The following is a 20,306-nucleotide window of genomic DNA, read 5'->3' as shown; positions in this document are numbered from 1 at the left end:
CTTTATCATACAAGCGAGAAAGTATAACAATAAAGAGAATAGTATAACAATTCAAACAGCCGATAAAAAAGAATAAACCCTTGTATATAAAGGGTTTCCAGCTAAAAACATGTCATTTTCTCTTTCAAGTGTGATTTACATGCTATAATGCAACTATAACAATTAAAATTCATGTATAACAATGTTGCATTCTATGGAGGGGTTTCATGCATATTGATATCCATCGACACTCTGATACATCTCTTTCAAATCAAATTTACTTTTCAATCATTGACCACATTCAATCAGGTTTGCTTCAGCAAGGAGAAAAGCTGCCAACTGTACGTGATTTAGCTAAGCAGCTCAATGTGAGTCTTGTCACGGCAGCAAAGGCATACACCCGATTAAAGGATGACGGATATTTAAAGACGGTGCAAGGTAAAGGAACTTTTGTGGATGAGCAGCAAGAGCAGGCAGAGATTCCAGTTCCATCATCTACCTCTTTCGATTGGCAGTTGTCGATTCCAGATTATTTACCACGGTCTCAATTCGCTCAGTATCACTATGTCGAAGAAGCCATTAACCTTTCTTCCTCTATGATCGATCCAGGGCTTTTGCCCAACCGGTATTTAGAAAAAGAGATGCAGCATGTACTAGCCAGGCATCCCCAAATCATGTCGAAGTATGGTGAGATACAAGGTGACCTTCAGCTGCGACAAGTCATTCAGTCTTTTTTAGAAAAGTTGGATGTGCCGTCTACACCTGAAAATATCCTTGTAACAAGTGGTTCTCAGCAAGGGCTTGATTTGGTGGCACGTACGTTTATTGGGCCGGATGATGTGGTGGTCATGGAAGCACCCACATACCCCGGGGCCATTGATGTCTTTATGGGCAGAGGAGCAAGAATCATTACTGTCCCTGTCGATCATGAAGGGATGAACATGAAACAGCTTCAAAGCATTTGTGATAAATATAAACCGAAACTCATCTATACGATTCCTACTTTCCACAGTCCAACAGGGGCCAGTATGTCGATGAAGCGTAGAAAACAGCTTCTCTTACTGGCTCAAAGCATTGATTGTCTCATTGTAGAAGATGACCCTTATCGCGAGCTTTATTTTGAAAAAAAGCCACCAGCACCTATTAAAAGCTTGGATCATGATGGACACGTCATTTATTTGCGAGGATTAAGTAAAACACTGGCGCCAGGATGCAGAATCGGGATTATCACAGCCTCAGGCTCGATATTTAACCGTTTATTAGCTGCAAAGGCCAATAATGACTTAGGCAGCCCTCTCCTCACACAAAAGGCCATATTGCCGTTTCTGACATCGAAGAAAATGATTGATCATACGAAGAAGCTAAGAACCGCCTTGAAAGTGAGACGCGATTTGATGATGGATGTGTTAACGAAACACGCACCGAAAGATGTAACGTGGCAAATTCCACAGGGCGGGCTCAATTTATGGCTTAGCTTTCCTTCCTGGGTCGATACACGAGCACTGTTGCATGAGGCACGTAAGCAGCAAATCACCTTTCTGCCTGGCTCTGTCTGCTACCCTGGTGAGCCGAAGCAGAATTATATCCGCCTCAGCTTTTCCTATGTGAATGAAAAAGCACTGACCGAAGGCGTGAAAAAGTTATGTGATATTTTCCAGCAAGCTTTATCCACTCCTCAAAATCAGAAGCAATCGCTCTTCTTTTAACGATAAAAAAACTGCTCTCATGTATAGAGAGCAGTTTTTTATTAGAACCAACCTTTTACTGTGTCAACGATTCCGCCCCAAATGCCAGCGAAGAATCCACCTACACCGCGCATTGCTAGGATGAACCAGTTTGCTTTTTCATCGCCTGTTTTCGTCACAAGCTCAACACCTGATTGGTCTTTATTTAAATAGCCGTAGTCCTTCTCATCACCAGAATAAGAAGTCGTCAGCATGCCAACCTTCGTTCCTTTTTTAATAGGAGCTTCTAGGTTCTTTTTCTCAATATTTACTTTTGCTTTATAGCTCTTTTCGTCACCATTTTTTACTGGCACAGAAAATGCTTCTTTCGTCACAACAGGTACTTCTTTATCTTTGCCTTTATCAACTGCGATGTTTTCATGTCCTTTGATTTGTTGACCTTTTTTGTACATTTCTTTCATCGTGAAGTTTTTAAACGCATAGTCGAACAGTTTTTTCGCCACGTCGAAACGTGCTGTATGAAGATTACCTTTTGCATTTAGGATGACGGCAATGACGCGCATGTCACCTTGTTTTGCCGTACCTGTGAAGCTAGAACCGGCTGAATCTGTTGATCCTGTTTTCAGACCGTCTACACCTTTATATTCCTTCACAAGTCCTTTAAGCATGAAGTTCCAGTTAGGCATGTCCATTTCATCGTCAGTGCCTTCTCTGAACTTCGTTTTCGCAATACTTGCTGTTTCAAGAATTTCTGGATGGTCTTTGATGAGATGCTGTGCAAGCAATGCCATATCTTTTGCCGATACTTCACTTTCTTCATCAGGACCTGTACCTTTTGGCTGTTGCCCATGTAAGTCTTTATTTTCAAGACCAGTTGCATTCACGAATTTGTAGTTTGTTAAACCAAGTTCTTTTGCTTTTGCGTTCATTTTTTCAACAAACTTCGATTCTGATCCAGCGATCACTTCTGCTAAACCGATCGCTGCTGCATTTGCCGAATAAATAGCCGTTGCTTGATAAAGTTCTTTTACTGTATACGAACCATCTTTTCTCAAAGGAACGTTAGATAAACTGCGGTCCTGAGAAATTTCGTATACATAATCATCTGGCGTATACTTTTGATCCCATTTCACTTTACCTTCAGCAATCGCCTCTAGTAATAGATACTCGGTCATCATTTTTGCCATACTTGCAATAGGCAGTCTTTGATCTGCGTTTTTACTATAAAGAATTTTACCTGTAGAAGCTTCAATAAGGATCGCTGCTTTCGCATTCACACTGAATGGATCTTCAGCAGCCTTTGCTTTGGACATTGGTGTAAATGCTGTAACAATCAATGCCAATGCAAGGATAGAGACCATAAGCTGTTTCAACATCTTGCTGTTCAATCGTCATACCTCCGTATTCATCTTTTTTCGACGTTTTTCATATATATGTAATCCACAAGGGCTTATTTCAACACAACAGTATAAATTTTATCACAATAAAGACAAAAAAAATAGACAGAGTCATAGACCCTGTCAAATGTAATTTGATTGTCACAATTTATCAAGAAATTGTGTAGTTTGGTGATTCTTTCGTAATTTGTACATCATGTGGATGACTCTCACGAAGTCCTGCACCTGTCATACGAATAAACTGTGCTTCTTCTCTAAGAGTGCGTAAATCCTGTGTTCCACAATAGCCCATACCAGAACGGATACCACCAACTAGTTGATACACTGTATCAACGACTGGCCCTTTGTATGGTGTACGACCTTCGATTCCTTCAGGAACGAATTTTTTATTATCTTCTTGGAAGTAACGATCTTTACTTCCTTTTTCCATTGCAGCAACAGAACCCATACCACGATAAACTTTGAAGCGTCTACCTTGGAAAATTTCTGTTTCTCCTGGGCTTTCAGATGTACCAGCTAGAAGGCTTCCCAGCATAACAGCATGTCCGCCAGATGCTAGTGCTTTCACGATATCACCTGAATATTTAATTCCACCATCTGCAATAATAGCTTTACCATGTTTTCTTGCTTCTGTTGCACAGTCATAGATCGCTGTGATTTGTGGTACACCAACACCTGCAACAACACGTGTTGTACAAATAGATCCTGGTCCGATACCGACTTTCACAATATCTGCTCCTGCTTCAAACAATGCTTTTGTTGCTTCAGCCGTTGCAACATTACCAGCAATGATGTTAAGAGAAGGATACGTTTCACGGATTTTCGATACAGTGTTTAGAACACCTTGAGAATGACCGTGTGCTGTATCAATGACAATAACATCCACATTGGCTTCGACTAATTTTTTCACACGTGTCATTGTATCGCCAGTGACACCAACAGCGGCACCAACAATTAAACGGCCATGTGCATCTTTAGAGGAGTTAGGGAATTCAATCACTTTTTCAATATCTTTGATTGTGATAAGACCTTTTAACGTTCCTTCGTCATCTAAAAGAGGTAATTTTTCAATCTTGTATTGCTGTAGGATTTTTTCAGCTTCTTCTAACGTTGTACCAACAGAAGCTGTCACAAGTTCCTCTTTTGTCATCACGTCGCTAATCTTCATTGAATAATCCGAAATAAAACGAAGGTCACGGTTCGTAATAATACCAACAAGCTTTTGGTCTTGTTCGTTGTTGACAATCGGCACACCTGAAATACGGTATTTACCCATTAAATGCTCTGCATCAAATACTTGATGCTCTGGTGTTAAGAAGAATGGATTTGTAATAACGCCGCGCTCTGAACGTTTTACTTTATCCACCTGTTCTGCTTGCTGTTCAATGGACATGTTCTTATGAATAATACCAAGACCACCTTGACGTGCCATTGCAATCGCCATTTGTGATTCCGTCACTGTATCCATTCCAGCACTGATAATTGGAATGTTTAGCTTTAATGTACTTGTTAGCTCCACTGATAAATCGACATCACGCGGAAGTACTTCAGACTTTGCTGGAACAAGCAAAACATCGTCAAACGTCAAACCTTCTTTTGAAAATTTACTTTCCCACATTAGTAAATCCCCCTCTTTTCGGCAAAATATTATATGTAGATTATCAACTAGCAAACAGCATGTCAAGGAAGCAACAAACAGTTGCAATTTTTAGAAAATATAAAGAGAGTTGAGGAAGAAGATGAAAAGTTCAGGATGGAAGGATTTAAAACGTTTTTACTCGCTAGAAACTTCCCAAAAGTTTCTATTTCAACAATATGAGAAACGGAACATTCCAGATGCAAATCAGCAAGCCTATAAAAACTGTGAACGATTTATTTACTTTCTAAAACATGGCCATACGTTTTATGAACAGGCTGCGAATGCACCTTTAGAACTTAAACCCATTTTATTGTTTTATGGAATGGCACAGCTATTAAAAGCATGTTTGCTGACAGTTGATCCCCATTATCCTTCTCAAACCTCTGTTTTAGCCCATGGCGTAACATCGAGAAAGAGAAAGAAACAGCATTACCGCTTTAGCGAAGATGAAGTGAAAATCCAAAGAAACGGGCTATGTATGCATGTGTTAAAGCATCTATTTCATTTAAAGGGTCTTGAAGATGAGCGATTTACAATGATCCATCTCCTGTCCAAAATACCTGAAATGAGTCATATTCTTGAGTTTCAAAAGCAGCCCGCGACATTAGTTAAAGTGGAAAAGGCGAATGGAATGATGATTCAAGATCATATTCCATTACTTTATAACATGTCTGCTGAACGCTTTATTGAATACTTTGAGTTCCATACAAGCTGGAAACTCAAACAGAGAGAGGCTAAGAAATTGACGTTTGATGTATTTCTTGAAGAAAACCCAGCACTCGCTACTCATCTTCATTATGATTTAGAAATGGATCAATGGTTTATACCGTCAACACGAGATGCTTTTCTAGGGATTCCTGAGATCATCAGCCATTACTTATTGATGTATAACCTTAGTATGATTGCCCGCTACGAAACAGAATGGTGGTACGAGCTGCTGTCTCAATACATTAGCGACGATTACGTCATGATTGAACGCTACATGGAGATTGCAGAAGAGAAGTTCCCAGCTTACATCATGATGCTGTTAGAAGAAAAAACAAAAAAGACCAGTTCCAAATGGAACTGATCCTGATAGAAGCTTGGCGGCGTCCTACTCTCACAGGGGGAAACCCCCAACTACCATCGGCGCTGAAGAGCTTAACTTCCGTGTTCGGTATGGGAACGGGTGTGACCTCTTCGCTATCGCCACCAAACCTGATGGAGAGAATGTTCTCTCAAAACTAGATAACAATGTTCATGCTTCACAATAGAATATAGGTTAAGTCCTCGATCTATTAGTATCTGTCAGCTCCACGTGTCACCACGCTTCCACCTCAGACCTATCAACCTGATCATCTTTCAGGGATCTTACTTCCTTGCGGAATGGGAAATCTCATCTTGAGGGGGGCTTCATGCTTAGATGCTTTCAGCACTTATCCCGTCCGCACATAGCTACCCAGCGATGCCCTTGGCAGAACAACTGGTACACCAGCGGTGCGTCCATCCCGGTCCTCTCGTACTAAGGACAGCTCCTCTCAAATTTCCTGCGCCCGCGACGGATAGGGACCGAACTGTCTCACGACGTTCTGAACCCAGCTCGCGTACCGCTTTAATGGGCGAACAGCCCAACCCTTGGGACCGACTACAGCCCCAGGATGCGATGAGCCGACATCGAGGTGCCAAACCTCCCCGTCGATGTGGACTCTTGGGGGAGATAAGCCTGTTATCCCCGGGGTAGCTTTTATCCGTTGAGCGATGGCCCTTCCATGCGGAACCACCGGATCACTAAGCCCGACTTTCGTCCCTGCTCGACTTGTAGGTCTCGCAGTCAAGCTCCCTTGTGCCTTTACACTCTGCGAATGATTTCCAACCATTCTGAGGGAACCTTTGGGCGCCTCCGTTACATTTTAGGAGGCGACCGCCCCAGTCAAACTGCCCACCTGACACTGTCTCCCTGCCCGATAAGGGCAGCGGGTTAGAAGGTCAATACAGCCAGGGTAGTATCCCACCGATGCCTCCACCGAAGCTAGCGCTCCGGTTTCCAAGGCTCCTACCTATCCTGTACAAGCTGTACCAACATTCAATATCAGGCTGCAGTAAAGCTCCACGGGGTCTTTCCGTCCTGTCGCGGGTAACCTGCATCTTCACAGGTACTATAATTTCACCGAGTCTCTCGTTGAGACAGTGCCCAGATCGTTGCGCCTTTCGTGCGGGTCGGAACTTACCCGACAAGGAATTTCGCTACCTTAGGACCGTTATAGTTACGGCCGCCGTTTACTGGGGCTTCAATTCGCACCTTCGCTTACGCTAAGCGCTCCTCTTAACCTTCCAGCACCGGGCAGGCGTCAGCCCCTATACTTCGCCTTACGGCTTCGCAGAGACCTGTGTTTTTGCTAAACAGTCGCCTGGGCCTATTCACTGCGGCTTCTCGGGGCTTTAACACCCTAAGAAGCACCCCTTCTCCCGAAGTTACGGGGTCATTTTGCCGAGTTCCTTAACGAGAGTTCTCTCGATCACCTTAGGATTCTCTCCTCGCCTACCTGTGTCGGTTTGCGGTACGGGCACCTCTCACCTCGCTAGAGGCTTTTCTTGGCAGTGTGGAATCAGGAACTTCGCTACTAAATTTCGCTCGCCATCACAGCTCAGCCTTTATGGGAAACGGATTTGCCTATTTCCCAGCCTAACTGCTTGGACGCGGATATCCAATACCGCGCTTACCCTATCCTCCTGCGTCCCCCCATTGCTCAAATGGTGAGGAGGTGGTACAGGAATATCAACCTGTTGTCCATCGCCTACGCCTTTCGGCCTCGGCTTAGGTCCCGACTAACCCTGAGCGGACGAGCCTTCCTCAGGAAACCTTAGGCATTCGGTGGACGGGATTCTCACCCGTCTTTCGCTACTCATACCGGCATTCTCACTTCTAAGCGCTCCACCAGTCCTTCCGGTCTGGCTTCACAGCCCTTAGAACGCTCTCCTACCACTGTTCGTAAGAACAGTCCGCAGCTTCGGTGATACGTTTAGCCCCGGTACATTTTCGGCGCAGAGTCACTCGACCAGTGAGCTATTACGCACTCTTTAAATGGTGGCTGCTTCTAAGCCAACATCCTGGTTGTCTAAGCAACTCCACATCCTTTTCCACTTAACGTATACTTTGGGACCTTAGCTGGCGGTCTGGGCTGTTTCCCTTTCGACTACGGATCTTATCACTCGCAGTCTGACTCCCAAGGATAAGTCATCGGCATTCGGAGTTTGACTGAATTCGGTAACCCGGTAGGGGCCCCTAGTCCAATCAGTGCTCTACCTCCGAGACTCTTACCTTGAGGCTAGCCCTAAAGCTATTTCGGAGAGAACCAGCTATCTCCAGGTTCGATTGGCATTTCACCCCTACCCACACCTCATCCCCGCACTTTTCAACGTGCGTGGGTTCGGGCCTCCATTCAGTGTTACCTGAACTTCACCCTGGACATGGGTAGATCACCTGGTTTCGGGTCTACGACCACGTACTCATGCGCCCTATTCAGACTCGCTTTCGCTGCGGCTCCGCATCTTCTGCTTAACCTTGCACGGGATCGTAACTCGCCGGTTCATTCTACAAAAGGCACGCCATCACCCGTTAACGGGCTCTGACTACTTGTAGGCACACGGTTTCAGGATCTATTTCACTCCCCTTCCGGGGTGCTTTTCACCTTTCCCTCACGGTACTGGTTCACTATCGGTCACTAGGGAGTATTTAGCCTTGGGAGATGGTCCTCCCGGATTCCGACGGAATTTCACGTGTTCCGCCGTACTCAGGATCCACTCTGGAGAGAACAACATTTCAGTTACAGGGCTGTTACCTTCTTTGGCGGGCCTTTCCAGACCTCTTCGCTTATATCGTTCCTTTGTAACTCCGTATAGAGTGTCCTACAACCCCAAGAGGCAAGCCTCTTGGTTTGGGCTGTTCCCGTTTCGCTCGCCGCTACTCAGGGAATCGCATTTGCTTTCTCTTCCTCCGGGTACTTAGATGTTTCAGTTCCCCGGGTATGCCTTCTCATACTCTATGTATTCAAGTATGGATACTACTCCATTACGAGCAGTGGGTTTCCCCATTCGGAAATCTCCGGATCAAAGCTTGCTTACAGCTCCCCGAAGCATATCGGTGTTCGTCCCGTCCTTCATCGGCTCCTAGTGCCAAGGCATCCACCGTGCGCCCTTTCTAACTTAACCATTTCTTACTTTAGAAAGAATCACTATGTGTGATGAACTTTGCATTGCATTCAATGTGAATGTATTACTTATTGTTATCTAGTTTTCAAAGAACACGTTGGTGGAGCCTAGCGGGATCGAACCGCTGACCTCCTGCGTGCAAGGCAGGCGCTCTCCCAGCTGAGCTAAGGCCCCGATTTAATAGAAGATGGTGGGCCTGAGTGGACTCGAACCACCGACCTCACGCTTATCAGGCGTGCGCTCTAACCAGCTGAGCTACAGGCCCATCTTTCATATCGAAGATATGATGTTGTAGGATCTTTTGCAAGTTCCTTCAAAACTAAACAAGACGAAAACGCACGCTGCTCCATATATCCTTAGAAAGGAGGTGATCCAGCCGCACCTTCCGATACGGCTACCTTGTTACGACTTCACCCCAATCATCTGCCCCACCTTCGGCGGCTGGCTCCATAAAGGTTACCTCACCGACTTCGGGTGTTGCAAACTCTCGTGGTGTGACGGGCGGTGTGTACAAGGCCCGGGAACGTATTCACCGCGGCATGCTGATCCGCGATTACTAGCGATTCCAGCTTCACGCAGTCGAGTTGCAGACTGCGATCCGAACTGAGAACAGATTTATGGGATTGGCTAAACCTTGCGGTCTTGCAGCCCTTTGTTCTGTCCATTGTAGCACGTGTGTAGCCCAGGTCATAAGGGGCATGATGATTTGACGTCATCCCCACCTTCCTCCGGTTTGTCACCGGCAGTCACCTTAGAGTGCCCAACTGAATGCTGGCAACTAAGATCAAGGGTTGCGCTCGTTGCGGGACTTAACCCAACATCTCACGACACGAGCTGACGACAACCATGCACCACCTGTCACTCTGTCCCCGAAGGGAAAGCCCTATCTCTAGGGTTGTCAGAGGATGTCAAGACCTGGTAAGGTTCTTCGCGTTGCTTCGAATTAAACCACATGCTCCACCGCTTGTGCGGGCCCCCGTCAATTCCTTTGAGTTTCAGTCTTGCGACCGTACTCCCCAGGCGGAGTGCTTAATGCGTTAGCTGCAGCACTAAGGGGCGGAAACCCCCTAACACTTAGCACTCATCGTTTACGGCGTGGACTACCAGGGTATCTAATCCTGTTCGCTCCCCACGCTTTCGCTCCTCAGCGTCAGTTACAGACCAGAGAGTCGCCTTCGCCACTGGTGTTCCTCCACATCTCTACGCATTTCACCGCTACACGTGGAATTCCACTCTCCTCTTCTGCACTCAAGTTTCCCAGTTTCCAATGACCCTCCCCGGTTGAGCCGGGGGCTTTCACATCAGACTTAAGAAACCGCCTGCGAGCCCTTTACGCCCAATAATTCCGGACAACGCTTGCCACCTACGTATTACCGCGGCTGCTGGCACGTAGTTAGCCGTGGCTTTCTGGTTAGGTACCGTCAAGGTGCGAGCAGTTACTCTCGCACTTGTTCTTCCCTAACAACAGAGCTTTACGATCCGAAAACCTTCATCACTCACGCGGCGTTGCTCCGTCAGACTTTCGTCCATTGCGGAAGATTCCCTACTGCTGCCTCCCGTAGGAGTCTGGGCCGTGTCTCAGTCCCAGTGTGGCCGATCACCCTCTCAGGTCGGCTACGCATCGTCGCCTTGGTGAGCCATTACCCCACCAACTAGCTAATGCGCCGCGGGTCCATCTGTAAGTGACAGCCGAAACCGTCTTTCATCCTTGAACCATGCGGTTCAAGGAACTATCCGGTATTAGCTCCGGTTTCCCGGAGTTATCCCAGTCTTACAGGCAGGTTACCCACGTGTTACTCACCCGTCCGCCGCTAACATCCGGGAGCAAGCTCCCTTCTGTCCGCTCGACTTGCATGTATTAGGCACGCCGCCAGCGTTCGTCCTGAGCCAGGATCAAACTCTCCGAAAAAGTACAAAACCGAAGTTTTGTTTTTCGTCAGCGTTTGACTGACTACCTATGAAGTATCATAGGATTTTTTTATAAAAACTCGAATTAACAGGTACGTTTTGTCTTGTTTAGTTTTCAAAGAACTTGTGTGTCACTCTCTCAAAGCGACCACTTAAATATATCATATATCTCTATCAACAGTCAACATTTTTCTTAAAAAACATTTTATTTTTTTAAGAAGTTTCCACTGTAGAAGAGATAAAAAATAGAGCCTCTTTTTGCTCCTTTGAAAGATTAACACATATCTATGAAAAAAGCATTATAAATTTCAAAAAAACTCATGTTTTTTTAGAAAAAAATAAAGCCGGTGAAGAACCGGCTTTATTTTTACTCAGATTGCTCTTGATCTGACTCTATAGTTTCTACGTTTTCTTCACTATTCTCTTCATCATCTTCTTGTGATTGTTCAACTAATGCCACTGTAGCGACATGTTCATCATCACCAAGACGAATCAGGCGGACACCTTGAGTGACTCGACCTGTTGTTGAAATGTCTGAAACGGCCATACGAATGATCACGCCGCTTCCTGTAATAATCATCAAGTCCTCTTCAGCTTCAGCATTTGTTGCCTTCACTGCGACAAGCGGACCATTGTTATCAGTGATTTTACATGTTTTAAGACCTTTACCGCCCCGGCTTTGAACACGGTATTCTTTTTCAGGTGTTAACTTACCATATCCTTTTTCGGTTACGATCAATACGTTTGCATCTGGCTCAAGGATTTCCATCCCAACGACGATGTCATCCTCTGAAAGCGTAATTCCTTTCACGCCAGCCGCCGTACGTCCCATTTCACGAACGTCTGTCTCGTCAAAACGAATCAGCATACCTTTTTTCGTACCAATGATGATTTGTTTTTCTCCATTGGTTAAACGGACAGCCATCAGTTCATCTTCGTCACGAAGACTTAATGCGATAAGTCCATTGTTTCGAATGTTGGCAAACTGAGATAATGATGTTCGTTTTGATACGCCGTGTCTTGTTGTAAAGAAGAGATACGAATCTTCATCAAATTCGCTTACTGGAATAATGGCATTAATCCACTCTCCCTTTTCTACTTCAAGCAGGTTAATAATCGGAATCCCTTTCGCCGTTCGTCCGAATTCAGGAATTTCATATCCCTTCGCACGATAGACCTTCCCTTTATTAGAGAAGAAGAGGATCGTATCATGGGTAGATGTTGAAATCAGCTGTTCTACGAAATCATCCTCATTGGTTCCCATGCCCTGAACACCTTTACCGCCTCTTTTTTGGCTGCGGTATGTTGATGCAGGCAGACGCTTGATATAACCATTATGAGTCAGCGTAATCACAATATTCTCAACAGGGATCAAATCTTCGTCTTCAATTGTTTCAATACCTGCCGTCACAATTTCAGTACGGCGCGTATCATTGAAACGTTCTTTGATTTCTGTTAATTCTTCTCTAATGATTTCAAGAACTTTCTCATTGTCTGCTAAAATGGCTTTCAACTCAGCAATCAAATCAACAAGTCCTTTGTATTCTTCTTCTATCTTTTCTCTTTCCAAACCAGTTAAGCGCTGAAGACGCATATCAAGAATGGCCTGTGCTTGTTTTTCGGACAAGCTATAGTTCTCCATTAAGCCATTTCTCGCAATTTCAGCAGTTTGAGAGCTTCTAATTAATGCAATGACTTCATCTAAATGGTCAAGAGCGATTCTTAAACCTTCTAGAATATGAGCTCTTGCTTCAGCTTTACGAAGTTCATATGCTGTTCTTCTGCGAATGATCACTTTTTGATGCTCTAGATAATATTCAAGACATTGTTTGAGGGACAAGACTTTCGGCTGTCCATCAACTAGTGCCAATAAGTTGATCCCAAATGACGTTTGGAGTGTCGTTTGTTTATAAAGATTGTTTAATAGAACGTGGGCGTTCGCGTCTCTTCGCAGTTCAATTACAATCCGCATTCCATTACGATCAGACTCGTCACGCAGATCTGTAATGCCATCAATCTTTTTATCGCGCACAAGATCAGCGATTTTTTCGATCAAACGGGCTTTGTTGACCTGATATGGAATTTCATTGATGACAATCCGCTGCTTACCGCTGGATGTTTCTTCGATAATAGAATTTGCACGTAATGTAATAGAGCCCCGGCCTGTTTCATATGCTTTGCGAATTCCGCTTCGGCCTATGATTTGTCCCGCAGTTGGGAAATCTGGTCCTGGAATGATCTCCATTAGTTCCTGTGTTGTCATTTCTGGGTTTTGACTAATCGCAAGTACCCCATCAATCACTTCACCTAGCTGGTGAGGGGGAATGTTGGTGGCCATCCCTACAGCGATACCTGTTGCCCCGTTGACTAATAAGTTCGGGAATCGAGCTGGCATAACGATTGGTTCTCTTTCACTGCCATCGTAGTTATCTTGATAATCAATCGTATCCTTGGTGATATCACGCAGGATTTCCATTGAAATTTTAGATAGACGCGCCTCAGTATAACGCATTGCCGCTGCACCGTCTCCATCGACAGAACCAAAGTTTCCATGACCTTCAACCAGCATATTACGATAGTTGAAATCTTGCGCCATCCGAACCATCGCTTCGTATACAGCGCTGTCACCGTGAGGGTGGTACTTACCGATAACTTCCCCAACGATACGTGCAGATTTCTTAAATGGTTTATCACTTGTCATACCTAGGTCATTCATCGCATACAAAATTCTTCGATGCACGGGCTTCAATCCATCTCGCACATCTGGTAATGCACGCGAAACAATAACACTCATTGCATAATCTAAAAAGGACGTACGCATTTCTTGACTAATATTTACTTCGCGTACATTTGGTGTATGTTGTTCACTCACTATAAGAACCTCCCTTTACGTATCACATGAAATAAATTATGTGGGAGTAAAATATGTATTTATCTTCACAAGACTATTCTCCATTATATCAATAATCTCGGCTTTATACACATTTATTTACTAGAAAATCAACGAAAACACGGAAAACCAGGACATTCGTTACACGCCCCTATTTCTTGAAAAACAACCTTATTCCAAACAAGAAATAAGGTTGTTCTCAGGAGGGATCTATCTAAATATCAAGGTTTTTCACGTATTGTGCATTTTCTTCGATAAAGTTTCGTCTCGGCTCTACTTTATCTCCCATCAGCATTTCAAATGTCTCATCAGCATCGATCGCATCCTCAAGTGTGACTTGAAGAAGTGTTCTCGCATCAGGGTCCATTGTTGTTTCCCAAAGCTGAGCAGCATTCATTTCTCCAAGACCTTTATAACGCTGAAGTCCAGGCTTTGGTGTTTGAGGAAGTGATTTTAACAGCTCATCCAGCTGTTTATCGTTATACACGTACTCCACACGTTTTCCTTGCTGCACTTTATATAAAGGCGGCTGCGCAATATACACATAACCGTTTTCAATAATTTCACGCATGTAGCGATAGAAGAATGTTAAGAGCAGCGTTCGAATATGTGCACCATCCACATCGGCATCTGTCATGATCACAATTTTGTGATAGCGTGCTTTCTCTAAAGTAAAGTCTTCTCCGATTCCAGTTCCTAACGCTGTAATCATTGAACGAACCTCGTTGTTCGATAAAATTTTATCTAGACGAGCTTTTTCTACGTTTAGGATTTTCCCTCTTAACGGTAAAATCGCTTGGAAGTGACGATCACGTCCTTGTTTAGCAGACCCGCCCGCAGAATCTCCCTCTACAATATAGAGTTCAGAGATGGAAGGATCTTTAGAAGAACAGTCTGCCAGTTTCCCAGGTAAGCTGGAGACTTCCAGCGCACTTTTACGTCTTGTCAGCTCACGAGCCTTTTTGGCCGCCATTCTTGCACGAGCCGCCATCAGTCCCTTTTCCACAATTTTTTTCGCAGAATCAGGATTTTCAAGCAAGAATTTCTCAAGTGCTTCAGAGAAGAGGGAGTCAGTGATGGTTCTCGCTTCTGAGTTCCCAAGCTTCGTCTTCGTTTGTCCTTCGAATTGAGGGTCTGGATGTTTGATGGAGATAATGGCTGTTAAGCCTTCTCGCACATCTTCACCGCTCAAATTCGCATCCCCATCTTTGAATACGCCATTTTTACGAGCATAATCATTGATGACACGCGTTAGACCGGTTTTAAAGCCAGCTTCGTGTGTTCCGCCTTCATACGTATTGATATTGTTGGCGAAGGAATAGATATTGCTTGTATAGGAATCGTTGTATTGTAATGCCACTTCCACCGTGATTCCGTCTTTCTCACCTTCGATATAAACAGGTTCTTCGTGAACAACTTCTTTTGAGCGGTTTAAATGTTCTACATAACTCTTAATACCGCCTTCGTAGCAGTATTCATTTCTCCGCTCTTTGCCTTCACGCAAGTCTTCAATGATGATGTTTACACCTTTTGTTAAGAAAGCCAACTCACGAACACGGTTGGCAAGTGTATCGTAATCAAATTCAATGGTTTCCGTGAAAATTTCTGGATCTGGCACAAAGTGAGTGGTTGTCCCGGTTACATCTGTTTCACCAATAACCTCTAAATCTCCCACTGGAACGCCGCGTTTGAACTGCTGATAATGAATTTTCCCGTCACGGTATACAGTCACGTCTAAGGTAGTAGATAATGCATTTACAACAGATGCCCCTACACCATGCAGACCGCCTGATACTTTATAACCGCTGCCGTCGAATTTACCACCAGCGTGAAGAACAGTCATAATGACCTCTACGGCAGGACGCCCCATTTTCTCATGAATCCCAACAGGAATCCCGCGGCCATTATCTTTTACTGTAATGCTGTTATCTTTTTCAATTTGCACTGTAATGTCTGTACAATAACCAGCTAATGCCTCATCAATACTGTTGTCGACAATTTCCCATACAAGATGGTGAAGTCCTTTTGCATTGGTTGACCCAATGTACATTCCTGGACGTTTTCTAACAGCTTCTAGTCCTTCAAGCACCTGTATCTGATTTTCATCATAACTATTATGTTGCTGTTCCATTGCCACGTACATTCACCTACACTTTTCTTAAACGATATATTTATATGAATTGAGCTTTTAGACTTCAATTTCAATCACAAACGAAGCACGTTTTTTGAGCGTGCTTGAGGAAAGAGGAGAGTAATAAACAGATTCAGTTGTGACGACAATGGATTTGGGTGTCCCTTGGGATAACGAAATGATCTGTTTCTCTTGTTTTTGTAGAAACTCTTCTACAACAGAAGACGACCTCATTTTGTAATCAACAATTGCGACAATCTCTCGTGTAGAAACAACACAATCATCACCTAAATGAATATACAAGACTCACACCTCATTTATCAGTCAATTACTTTTCCACTGGCTACTCTGAAAATTTCCGCTTCTTTCAGGGTGGCGTGATCGATACCTTCAACACTTGTTGTGGTGACGAAGGTCTGGACACGTCCTTGAATGGTATGGAGCAAATGAGACTGTCTGTAATCATCAAGTTCAGATAACACATCATCAAGTAGAAGAATAGGATATTCTCCGATTTCTTCATGTATCAGATCAATTTCTGCCAGCTTTAGTGAAAGAGCTGTTGTTCTTTGCTGCCCTTGAGAGCCATATGTCTGAACATCCCGACCATTTACAAAGAAAAGCAGGTCATCTCTGTGAGGTCCCCACAGTGTCACCCCTCGGTCTATTTCTCTCTCTCTTAGTTTCTGAAACGATTCTTCATAGCTATTCTTTATTTTCGACAAGTCTGACGCTTCTGATACCTCTATTGCCGTCTGGTATTGGAGCGTGAGTGTTTCTAGCTCTCTAGAAATCCCAAAATGCAGCGGCTGCGCCCATTTTTCGAGCTGTTTCGTAAAAGTCAGTCGTCTTTTGACAACTTTCGCTGCCGCATCAATCAACTGCTCTGTTAAAATCTCCAGCATCGCTTGATCAGTTTGCTTTCTTGTCTGCAATTGTTTCAAGTAATGATTACGCTGAGAGAGGATTTTTTGATAGAGCGATAAATCATGCAAGTAGACAGCAGAAACTTGTCCAATCTCCATGTCGAGGAATCTTCTGCGGATTTGCGGGCTGCCCTTCACAAGACTTAAGTCCTCTGGCGCAAACATGATGGTGTTTAACGCACCAACATAATGACTGAGCTTCTGTTGTTCAATGTGATTGACCTTACCCTTTTTCCCTTTTTTTGAGATCACGAGCTGCATTGGGAGTGGACCATTTTTTTTAATGACTCTACCTTCTATTTTAGCATAGTCTTGGTCCCATCGGATAAGTTCTTTATCATTTGACGTACGATGAGACTTTGCCATCGACAATACATAGATCGCTTCCATCAAGTTCGTTTTACCTTGGGCATTCTCACCGATCATGACATTCACCTTATTGTCGAATTGAAGCTCGGTGTGTTCATAATTTCGGTATGAAGTTAACGCCAGACTTTGAATGTACATGTATTGTCACCCGTTTCTAATTCACAACTTGAAATGTGCCGTAACCTTCTATCTCGACAACATCTCCTGGGTATAGTTTGCGTCCCCGTCTATTATCTGGCTCTTGATTAATGAACACCTCATGTTCACTTAAAAACCATTTCGCCATTCCGCCAGATTGGATGACTTCGGCTAATTTCAAAAACTGCCCTAATGTAATCATTTCTGTTTCAATGGTTATAAGATTAGGCATTGTATCGACCTCTTTCAATATCACTAATATCTAATTGTACTAAAAAACAAGACAAGAAGGAAAGGGGGAAAGCGAACTGGGATAAAAGAAAGCATGGAAAACGAGAAGAAAAGCTGCTGTGCACTCACACAGCAGCCATTTTAGATTGAATTAATACGTTCTTACCGGAAGAATCAATTGCAAGATAGAATCATCATTCGGCGTACGCAGCAGGAACGGTCTCATTGCACCAGTGAAGCTTACATGAATATCGGTTCCCTCTAATACTTTTAACGCATCCAGCATATATTTTGGACTGAAGGAGATTTTAAGATCTTCCCCTTTAATATCATCTGCTTGAACCGTCTCCACCACTTTACCGATCTCAGGCGAATTAGAAGAGATTTCAAGGCTTTGTTCAGGGTCAGCTGACAGTTTCACGACATTATTACGTCCTTCTCTTGCCAAAAGTGATGCACGATCAATGGCTTGAAGGAACTCTTTCGTGTTGACCACGACATCTGTTTTACTTTCTTGCGGGATCAGACGAGCTGTATCTGGATAATTACCATCCAGCAATCTTGAGAAGAACAAGACGTTTTGTGCTTTAAAAAGAACTTGTGTTTCTGTAATGACGATGCTCACAAGATCTTGTCCATCATCAAGAATTTTACTTAGCTCTGTTAAACTCTTCCCTGGAATCACGACATTATACGAACTTTCCTCGTTAATATCTAACTTCGCTTTTCTTAAAGCAAGACGGTGGCTATCCGTCGCCGTGCATATTAATTCACCTTTTTCAACTTTCCAGTTTACACCTGTCAAGATAGGTCGTGTTTCTGAGGTGGACACTGCAAAAACAGTTTGACGAATCAAGTTTTTAAGCAGATCTGTCGGAATTTGAAATGCATGATGCTCTTCAATTTGTGGAAGATGCGGATATTCTTCAGCATCTAAGCCGTTTAAGTTAAATTCTGCTGAACCAGAGCGGATGATGGTCAGGTGATTTTGTTCTACTTCAATTTCGACAGTAGCCATAGGTAGTTTCTTTACAATTTCACTAAAGAAGCGGGCTTGAAGTACAATACTTCCCGGACGATCGATGGTGATAACCTCTAAATCTCCATCTCTTTGAGGAATGAAAGATTCAATTGAGATATCAGAATCGCTTCCTGTTAGAGAAACCCCTTCATCAGACGCAACAATTTTAATCCCTGTCAAAATAGGAATCGTTGTTCTAGAGGATACGGCCTTTAATACATCTTGGACACTTTGGACAAGACGATCTTTCTGAATCGTGAATTTCATAGTGGTCCTCCTAAATTTTCTTAATGACATGTATATATATTTTATTAATAAAAATCGTAGAAGTAATAGTAGGGCTTGTGAATATGTGGATAAGTCAAGAAAAAGAAAGGAAAGACAGCCTATCCACATGTGGACAGACTGTGTATGACTATGCTCTAGTTATTCACATTTTCCCGTACTCATTATATCAGCTTGGTTATTTTAATTGTTCTTTGATCTCTTTGACATGCTGCTGAAGCTGTTCATCTTCAACGATTAATTTCGAAATCTTCTCATGAGCATGAATGACAGTCGTATGATCACGACCGCCAAATTCTTCTCCGATTTTAGGCAGAGAGGAATCGGTCATTTCTCTAGAGAGGTACATGGCAATTTGTCTTGGATAAGCAACTGACTTCGTACGTTTCTTCGCTTTGAAATCCTCTAATCGAATATTAAATTGCTGCCCTACGATTCTTTGAATATCTTTAATTGTAATGACCTTTGGCTTCGATGAAGGAATGATGTCCTTTAGTGCCTCAGCTGCTAGATCTGCATTAATGTCTTTATTAATTAAAGATGAGTAAGCAACGACACGAATTAAAGCACCCTCCAGCTCACGAATATTGCTGTCGATTTGATTGGCAATATAAAGCATGACTTCATTTGGAATATCTAAGCCTTCTGCTTTTGCTTTTTTGCGCAGAATTGCGATACGTGTTTCTAGATCTGGCGGGGTAATGTCTGTAATTAAGCCCCATTCAAATCGAGAGCGCAATCTGTCTTCAAGTGTCGGAATTTCTTTCGGAGGCCGATCACTAGAAATGACGATTTGCTTACTTTCTTCGTGAAGTGTGTTGAATGTATGGAAAAACTCTTCTTGAGTTTGTTCTTTTCCTGCTAAAAATTGAATATCATCTATCAAAAGCACGTCTACATTCCGATAACGGTTACGGAAGTCGACAGCTTTGTTATCTCGGATTGAGTTGATAAATTCATTAGTAAATTTTTCAGATGATAGATAGACCACTTTGGCTGATGGATTATGGTCGATCACATAATGACCAATCGCATGCATCAAGTGAGTCTTTCCTAAACCAACGCCCCCATAAATAAAAAGCGGGTTATATGCTTTTGCTGGTGCTTCCGCGACTGCAAGTGAAGCGGCATGAGCAAAACGGTTGCCTGAACCAATAACAAAAGTATCAAATGTATATTTTGGATTCAGCATATTTTGTGGAATGTCAACAGGCTCTTCTTTAGACATTTTTTTGATTGGAGACTTTGGCATGGCTTCCTCTTCGTCCTGATTTTGAGGAATAATAAATTTAATGCTGAGCTCTTCACCTGTTAGTTCATAGATGGTATCAGCAATTAAGTGAAGATATCTTGACTCGAGCCAATCTCTAGCAAATTCATTTGGTGCCGTAATTGTAAGCGTATCTCCCTGAAGAGAATGGGCTTTTGTCGATTTCATCCATGTCTCAAAACTGGGTTTGCTCAATTTTGTCTCTATTTTCTGAAGTGCTTTATTCCACAGATCCAAAATATTTTCCAT

The 20,306-nt window shown here is 43.4% G+C and carries 11 protein-coding genes, 2 tRNA genes and 3 rRNA genes; 2 read left to right on the top strand and 14 right to left on the bottom strand.

What is annotated here, in order from left to right; genetic code table 11:
- The first annotated feature begins 206 nt into the window (after positions 1 to 206).
- Positions 207 to 1,685 carry a MocR-like pyridoxine biosynthesis transcription factor PdxR gene (pdxR, locus tag NST59_RS00080; RefSeq protein ID WP_144495969.1) on the top strand — a complete coding sequence of 493 codons (1,479 nt, stop codon included), beginning with the start codon at positions 207 to 209 and terminating at the stop codon, positions 1,683 to 1,685.
- A 41-nt stretch (positions 1,686 to 1,726) separates the two neighbouring features.
- Here pdxR and NST59_RS00075 read toward each other — a convergent pair whose 3' ends face one another.
- Together NST59_RS00075 and guaB are read right to left on the bottom strand one after the other, a co-directional pair.
- Positions 1,727 to 3,052: a D-alanyl-D-alanine carboxypeptidase family protein gene (locus NST59_RS00075; RefSeq protein ID WP_039175836.1), complete on the bottom strand. Its 1,326-nt coding sequence runs from the start codon at positions 3,050 to 3,052 to the stop codon at positions 1,727 to 1,729.
- A gap of 160 nt (positions 3,053 to 3,212) precedes the next feature.
- Complete coding sequence (guaB, locus tag NST59_RS00070) at positions 3,213 to 4,679, bottom strand: IMP dehydrogenase (protein WP_024426749.1); 1,467 nt, start codon at positions 4,677 to 4,679, stop codon at positions 3,213 to 3,215.
- Positions 4,680 to 4,800: 121 nt separating this feature from the next.
- Between guaB and NST59_RS00065 the strand changes: the two genes are divergently transcribed.
- Positions 4,801 to 5,769 carry a YaaC family protein gene (locus tag NST59_RS00065; protein ID WP_039175832.1) on the top strand — a complete coding sequence of 323 codons (969 nt, stop codon included), beginning with the start codon at positions 4,801 to 4,803 and terminating at the stop codon, positions 5,767 to 5,769.
- An 11-nt stretch (positions 5,770 to 5,780) separates the two neighbouring features.
- On the opposite strand, the gene rrf is transcribed toward NST59_RS00065, so the two are convergent.
- From rrf to dnaA, 12 genes are all read right to left on the bottom strand, one after another.
- A 5S ribosomal RNA gene (gene rrf / locus NST59_RS00060) occupies positions 5,781 to 5,896 on the bottom strand.
- Between the two features lie 61 nt (positions 5,897 to 5,957).
- A 23S ribosomal RNA gene (locus NST59_RS00055) occupies positions 5,958 to 8,888 on the bottom strand.
- A gap of 98 nt (positions 8,889 to 8,986) precedes the next feature.
- Positions 8,987 to 9,062 (bottom strand) — tRNA-Ala (locus tag NST59_RS00050).
- A gap of 14 nt (positions 9,063 to 9,076) precedes the next feature.
- Positions 9,077 to 9,153 (bottom strand) — tRNA-Ile (locus NST59_RS00045).
- Positions 9,154 to 9,248: 95 nt separating this feature from the next.
- Positions 9,249 to 10,797 (bottom strand): 16S ribosomal RNA (locus NST59_RS00040).
- Together the 16S, 23S and 5S rRNA genes with 2 tRNA genes alongside form the textbook arrangement of a ribosomal RNA operon.
- Positions 10,798 to 11,163: 366 nt before the next feature.
- Positions 11,164 to 13,668 carry a DNA gyrase subunit A gene (gene gyrA / locus NST59_RS00035; RefSeq protein WP_039175829.1) on the bottom strand — a complete coding sequence of 835 codons (2,505 nt, stop codon included), beginning with the start codon at positions 13,666 to 13,668 and terminating at the stop codon, positions 11,164 to 11,166.
- Positions 13,669 to 13,900: 232 nt separating this feature from the next.
- Positions 13,901 to 15,817 carry a DNA topoisomerase (ATP-hydrolyzing) subunit B gene (gene gyrB, locus NST59_RS00030; RefSeq protein WP_024424077.1) on the bottom strand — a complete coding sequence of 639 codons (1,917 nt, stop codon included), beginning with the start codon at positions 15,815 to 15,817 and terminating at the stop codon, positions 13,901 to 13,903.
- A 57-nt stretch (positions 15,818 to 15,874) separates the two neighbouring features.
- Positions 15,875 to 16,120, bottom strand: a complete 246-nt coding sequence (gene remB, locus NST59_RS00025) for an extracellular matrix regulator RemB (RefSeq protein ID WP_039175827.1) — start codon at positions 16,118 to 16,120, stop codon at positions 15,875 to 15,877.
- 17 nt (positions 16,121 to 16,137) lie between these two features.
- A complete protein-coding gene (gene recF / locus NST59_RS00020) occupies positions 16,138 to 17,250 on the bottom strand; it encodes a DNA replication/repair protein RecF (RefSeq protein ID WP_024424075.1) in 1,113 nt (370 codons plus the stop codon).
- 16 nt (positions 17,251 to 17,266) lie between these two features.
- Positions 17,267 to 17,482, bottom strand: a complete 216-nt coding sequence (gene yaaA / locus NST59_RS00015) for a S4 domain-containing protein YaaA (protein ID WP_008360916.1) — start codon at positions 17,480 to 17,482, stop codon at positions 17,267 to 17,269.
- Positions 17,483 to 17,632: 150 nt separating this feature from the next.
- Entirely contained in the window at positions 17,633 to 18,769 is a 1,137-nt protein-coding gene (gene dnaN / locus NST59_RS00010; RefSeq protein ID WP_039175825.1) for a DNA polymerase III subunit beta, read from the bottom strand.
- A 196-nt stretch (positions 18,770 to 18,965) separates the two neighbouring features.
- Positions 18,966 to 20,306 carry a chromosomal replication initiator protein DnaA gene (gene dnaA / locus NST59_RS00005; RefSeq protein ID WP_024424073.1) on the bottom strand — a complete coding sequence of 447 codons (1,341 nt, stop codon included), beginning with the start codon at positions 20,304 to 20,306 and terminating at the stop codon, positions 18,966 to 18,968.

Source organism: Bacillus sp. FSL R5-0439 (genome assembly GCF_038008805.1).
GTDB classification, from domain to species: Bacteria; Bacillota; Bacilli; order Bacillales; family Bacillaceae; genus Bacillus; species Bacillus safensis.
The sequence above is the reverse complement of the archived record's forward strand: the minus strand, read 5'-3'. Positions and strand labels throughout refer to the sequence as shown.

Bases quoted from the DNA above. Each gene is read 5' to 3' on its own strand.
- pdxR (WP_144495969.1), top strand. From the start codon at position 207: ATGCATATTGATATCCATCGACACTCTGATACATCTCTTTCAAATCAA.
- guaB (WP_024426749.1), bottom strand. From the start codon at position 4,679: ATGTGGGAAAGTAAATTTTCAAAAGAAGGTTTGACGTTTGACGATGTT.
- NST59_RS00065 (WP_039175832.1), top strand. From the start codon at position 4,801: ATGAAAAGTTCAGGATGGAAGGATTTAAAACGTTTTTACTCGCTAGAA.
- gyrB (WP_024424077.1), bottom strand. From the start codon at position 15,817: ATGGAACAGCAACATAATAGTTATGATGAAAATCAGATACAGGTGCTT.
- recF (WP_024424075.1), bottom strand. From the start codon at position 17,250: ATGTACATTCAAAGTCTGGCGTTAACTTCATACCGAAATTATGAACAC.
- yaaA (WP_008360916.1), bottom strand. From the start codon at position 17,482: ATGCCTAATCTTATAACCATTGAAACAGAAATGATTACATTAGGGCAG.
- dnaN (WP_039175825.1), bottom strand. From the start codon at position 18,769: ATGAAATTCACGATTCAGAAAGATCGTCTTGTCCAAAGTGTCCAAGAT.
- dnaA (WP_024424073.1), bottom strand. From the start codon at position 20,306: ATGGAAAATATTTTGGATCTGTGGAATAAAGCACTTCAGAAAATAGAG.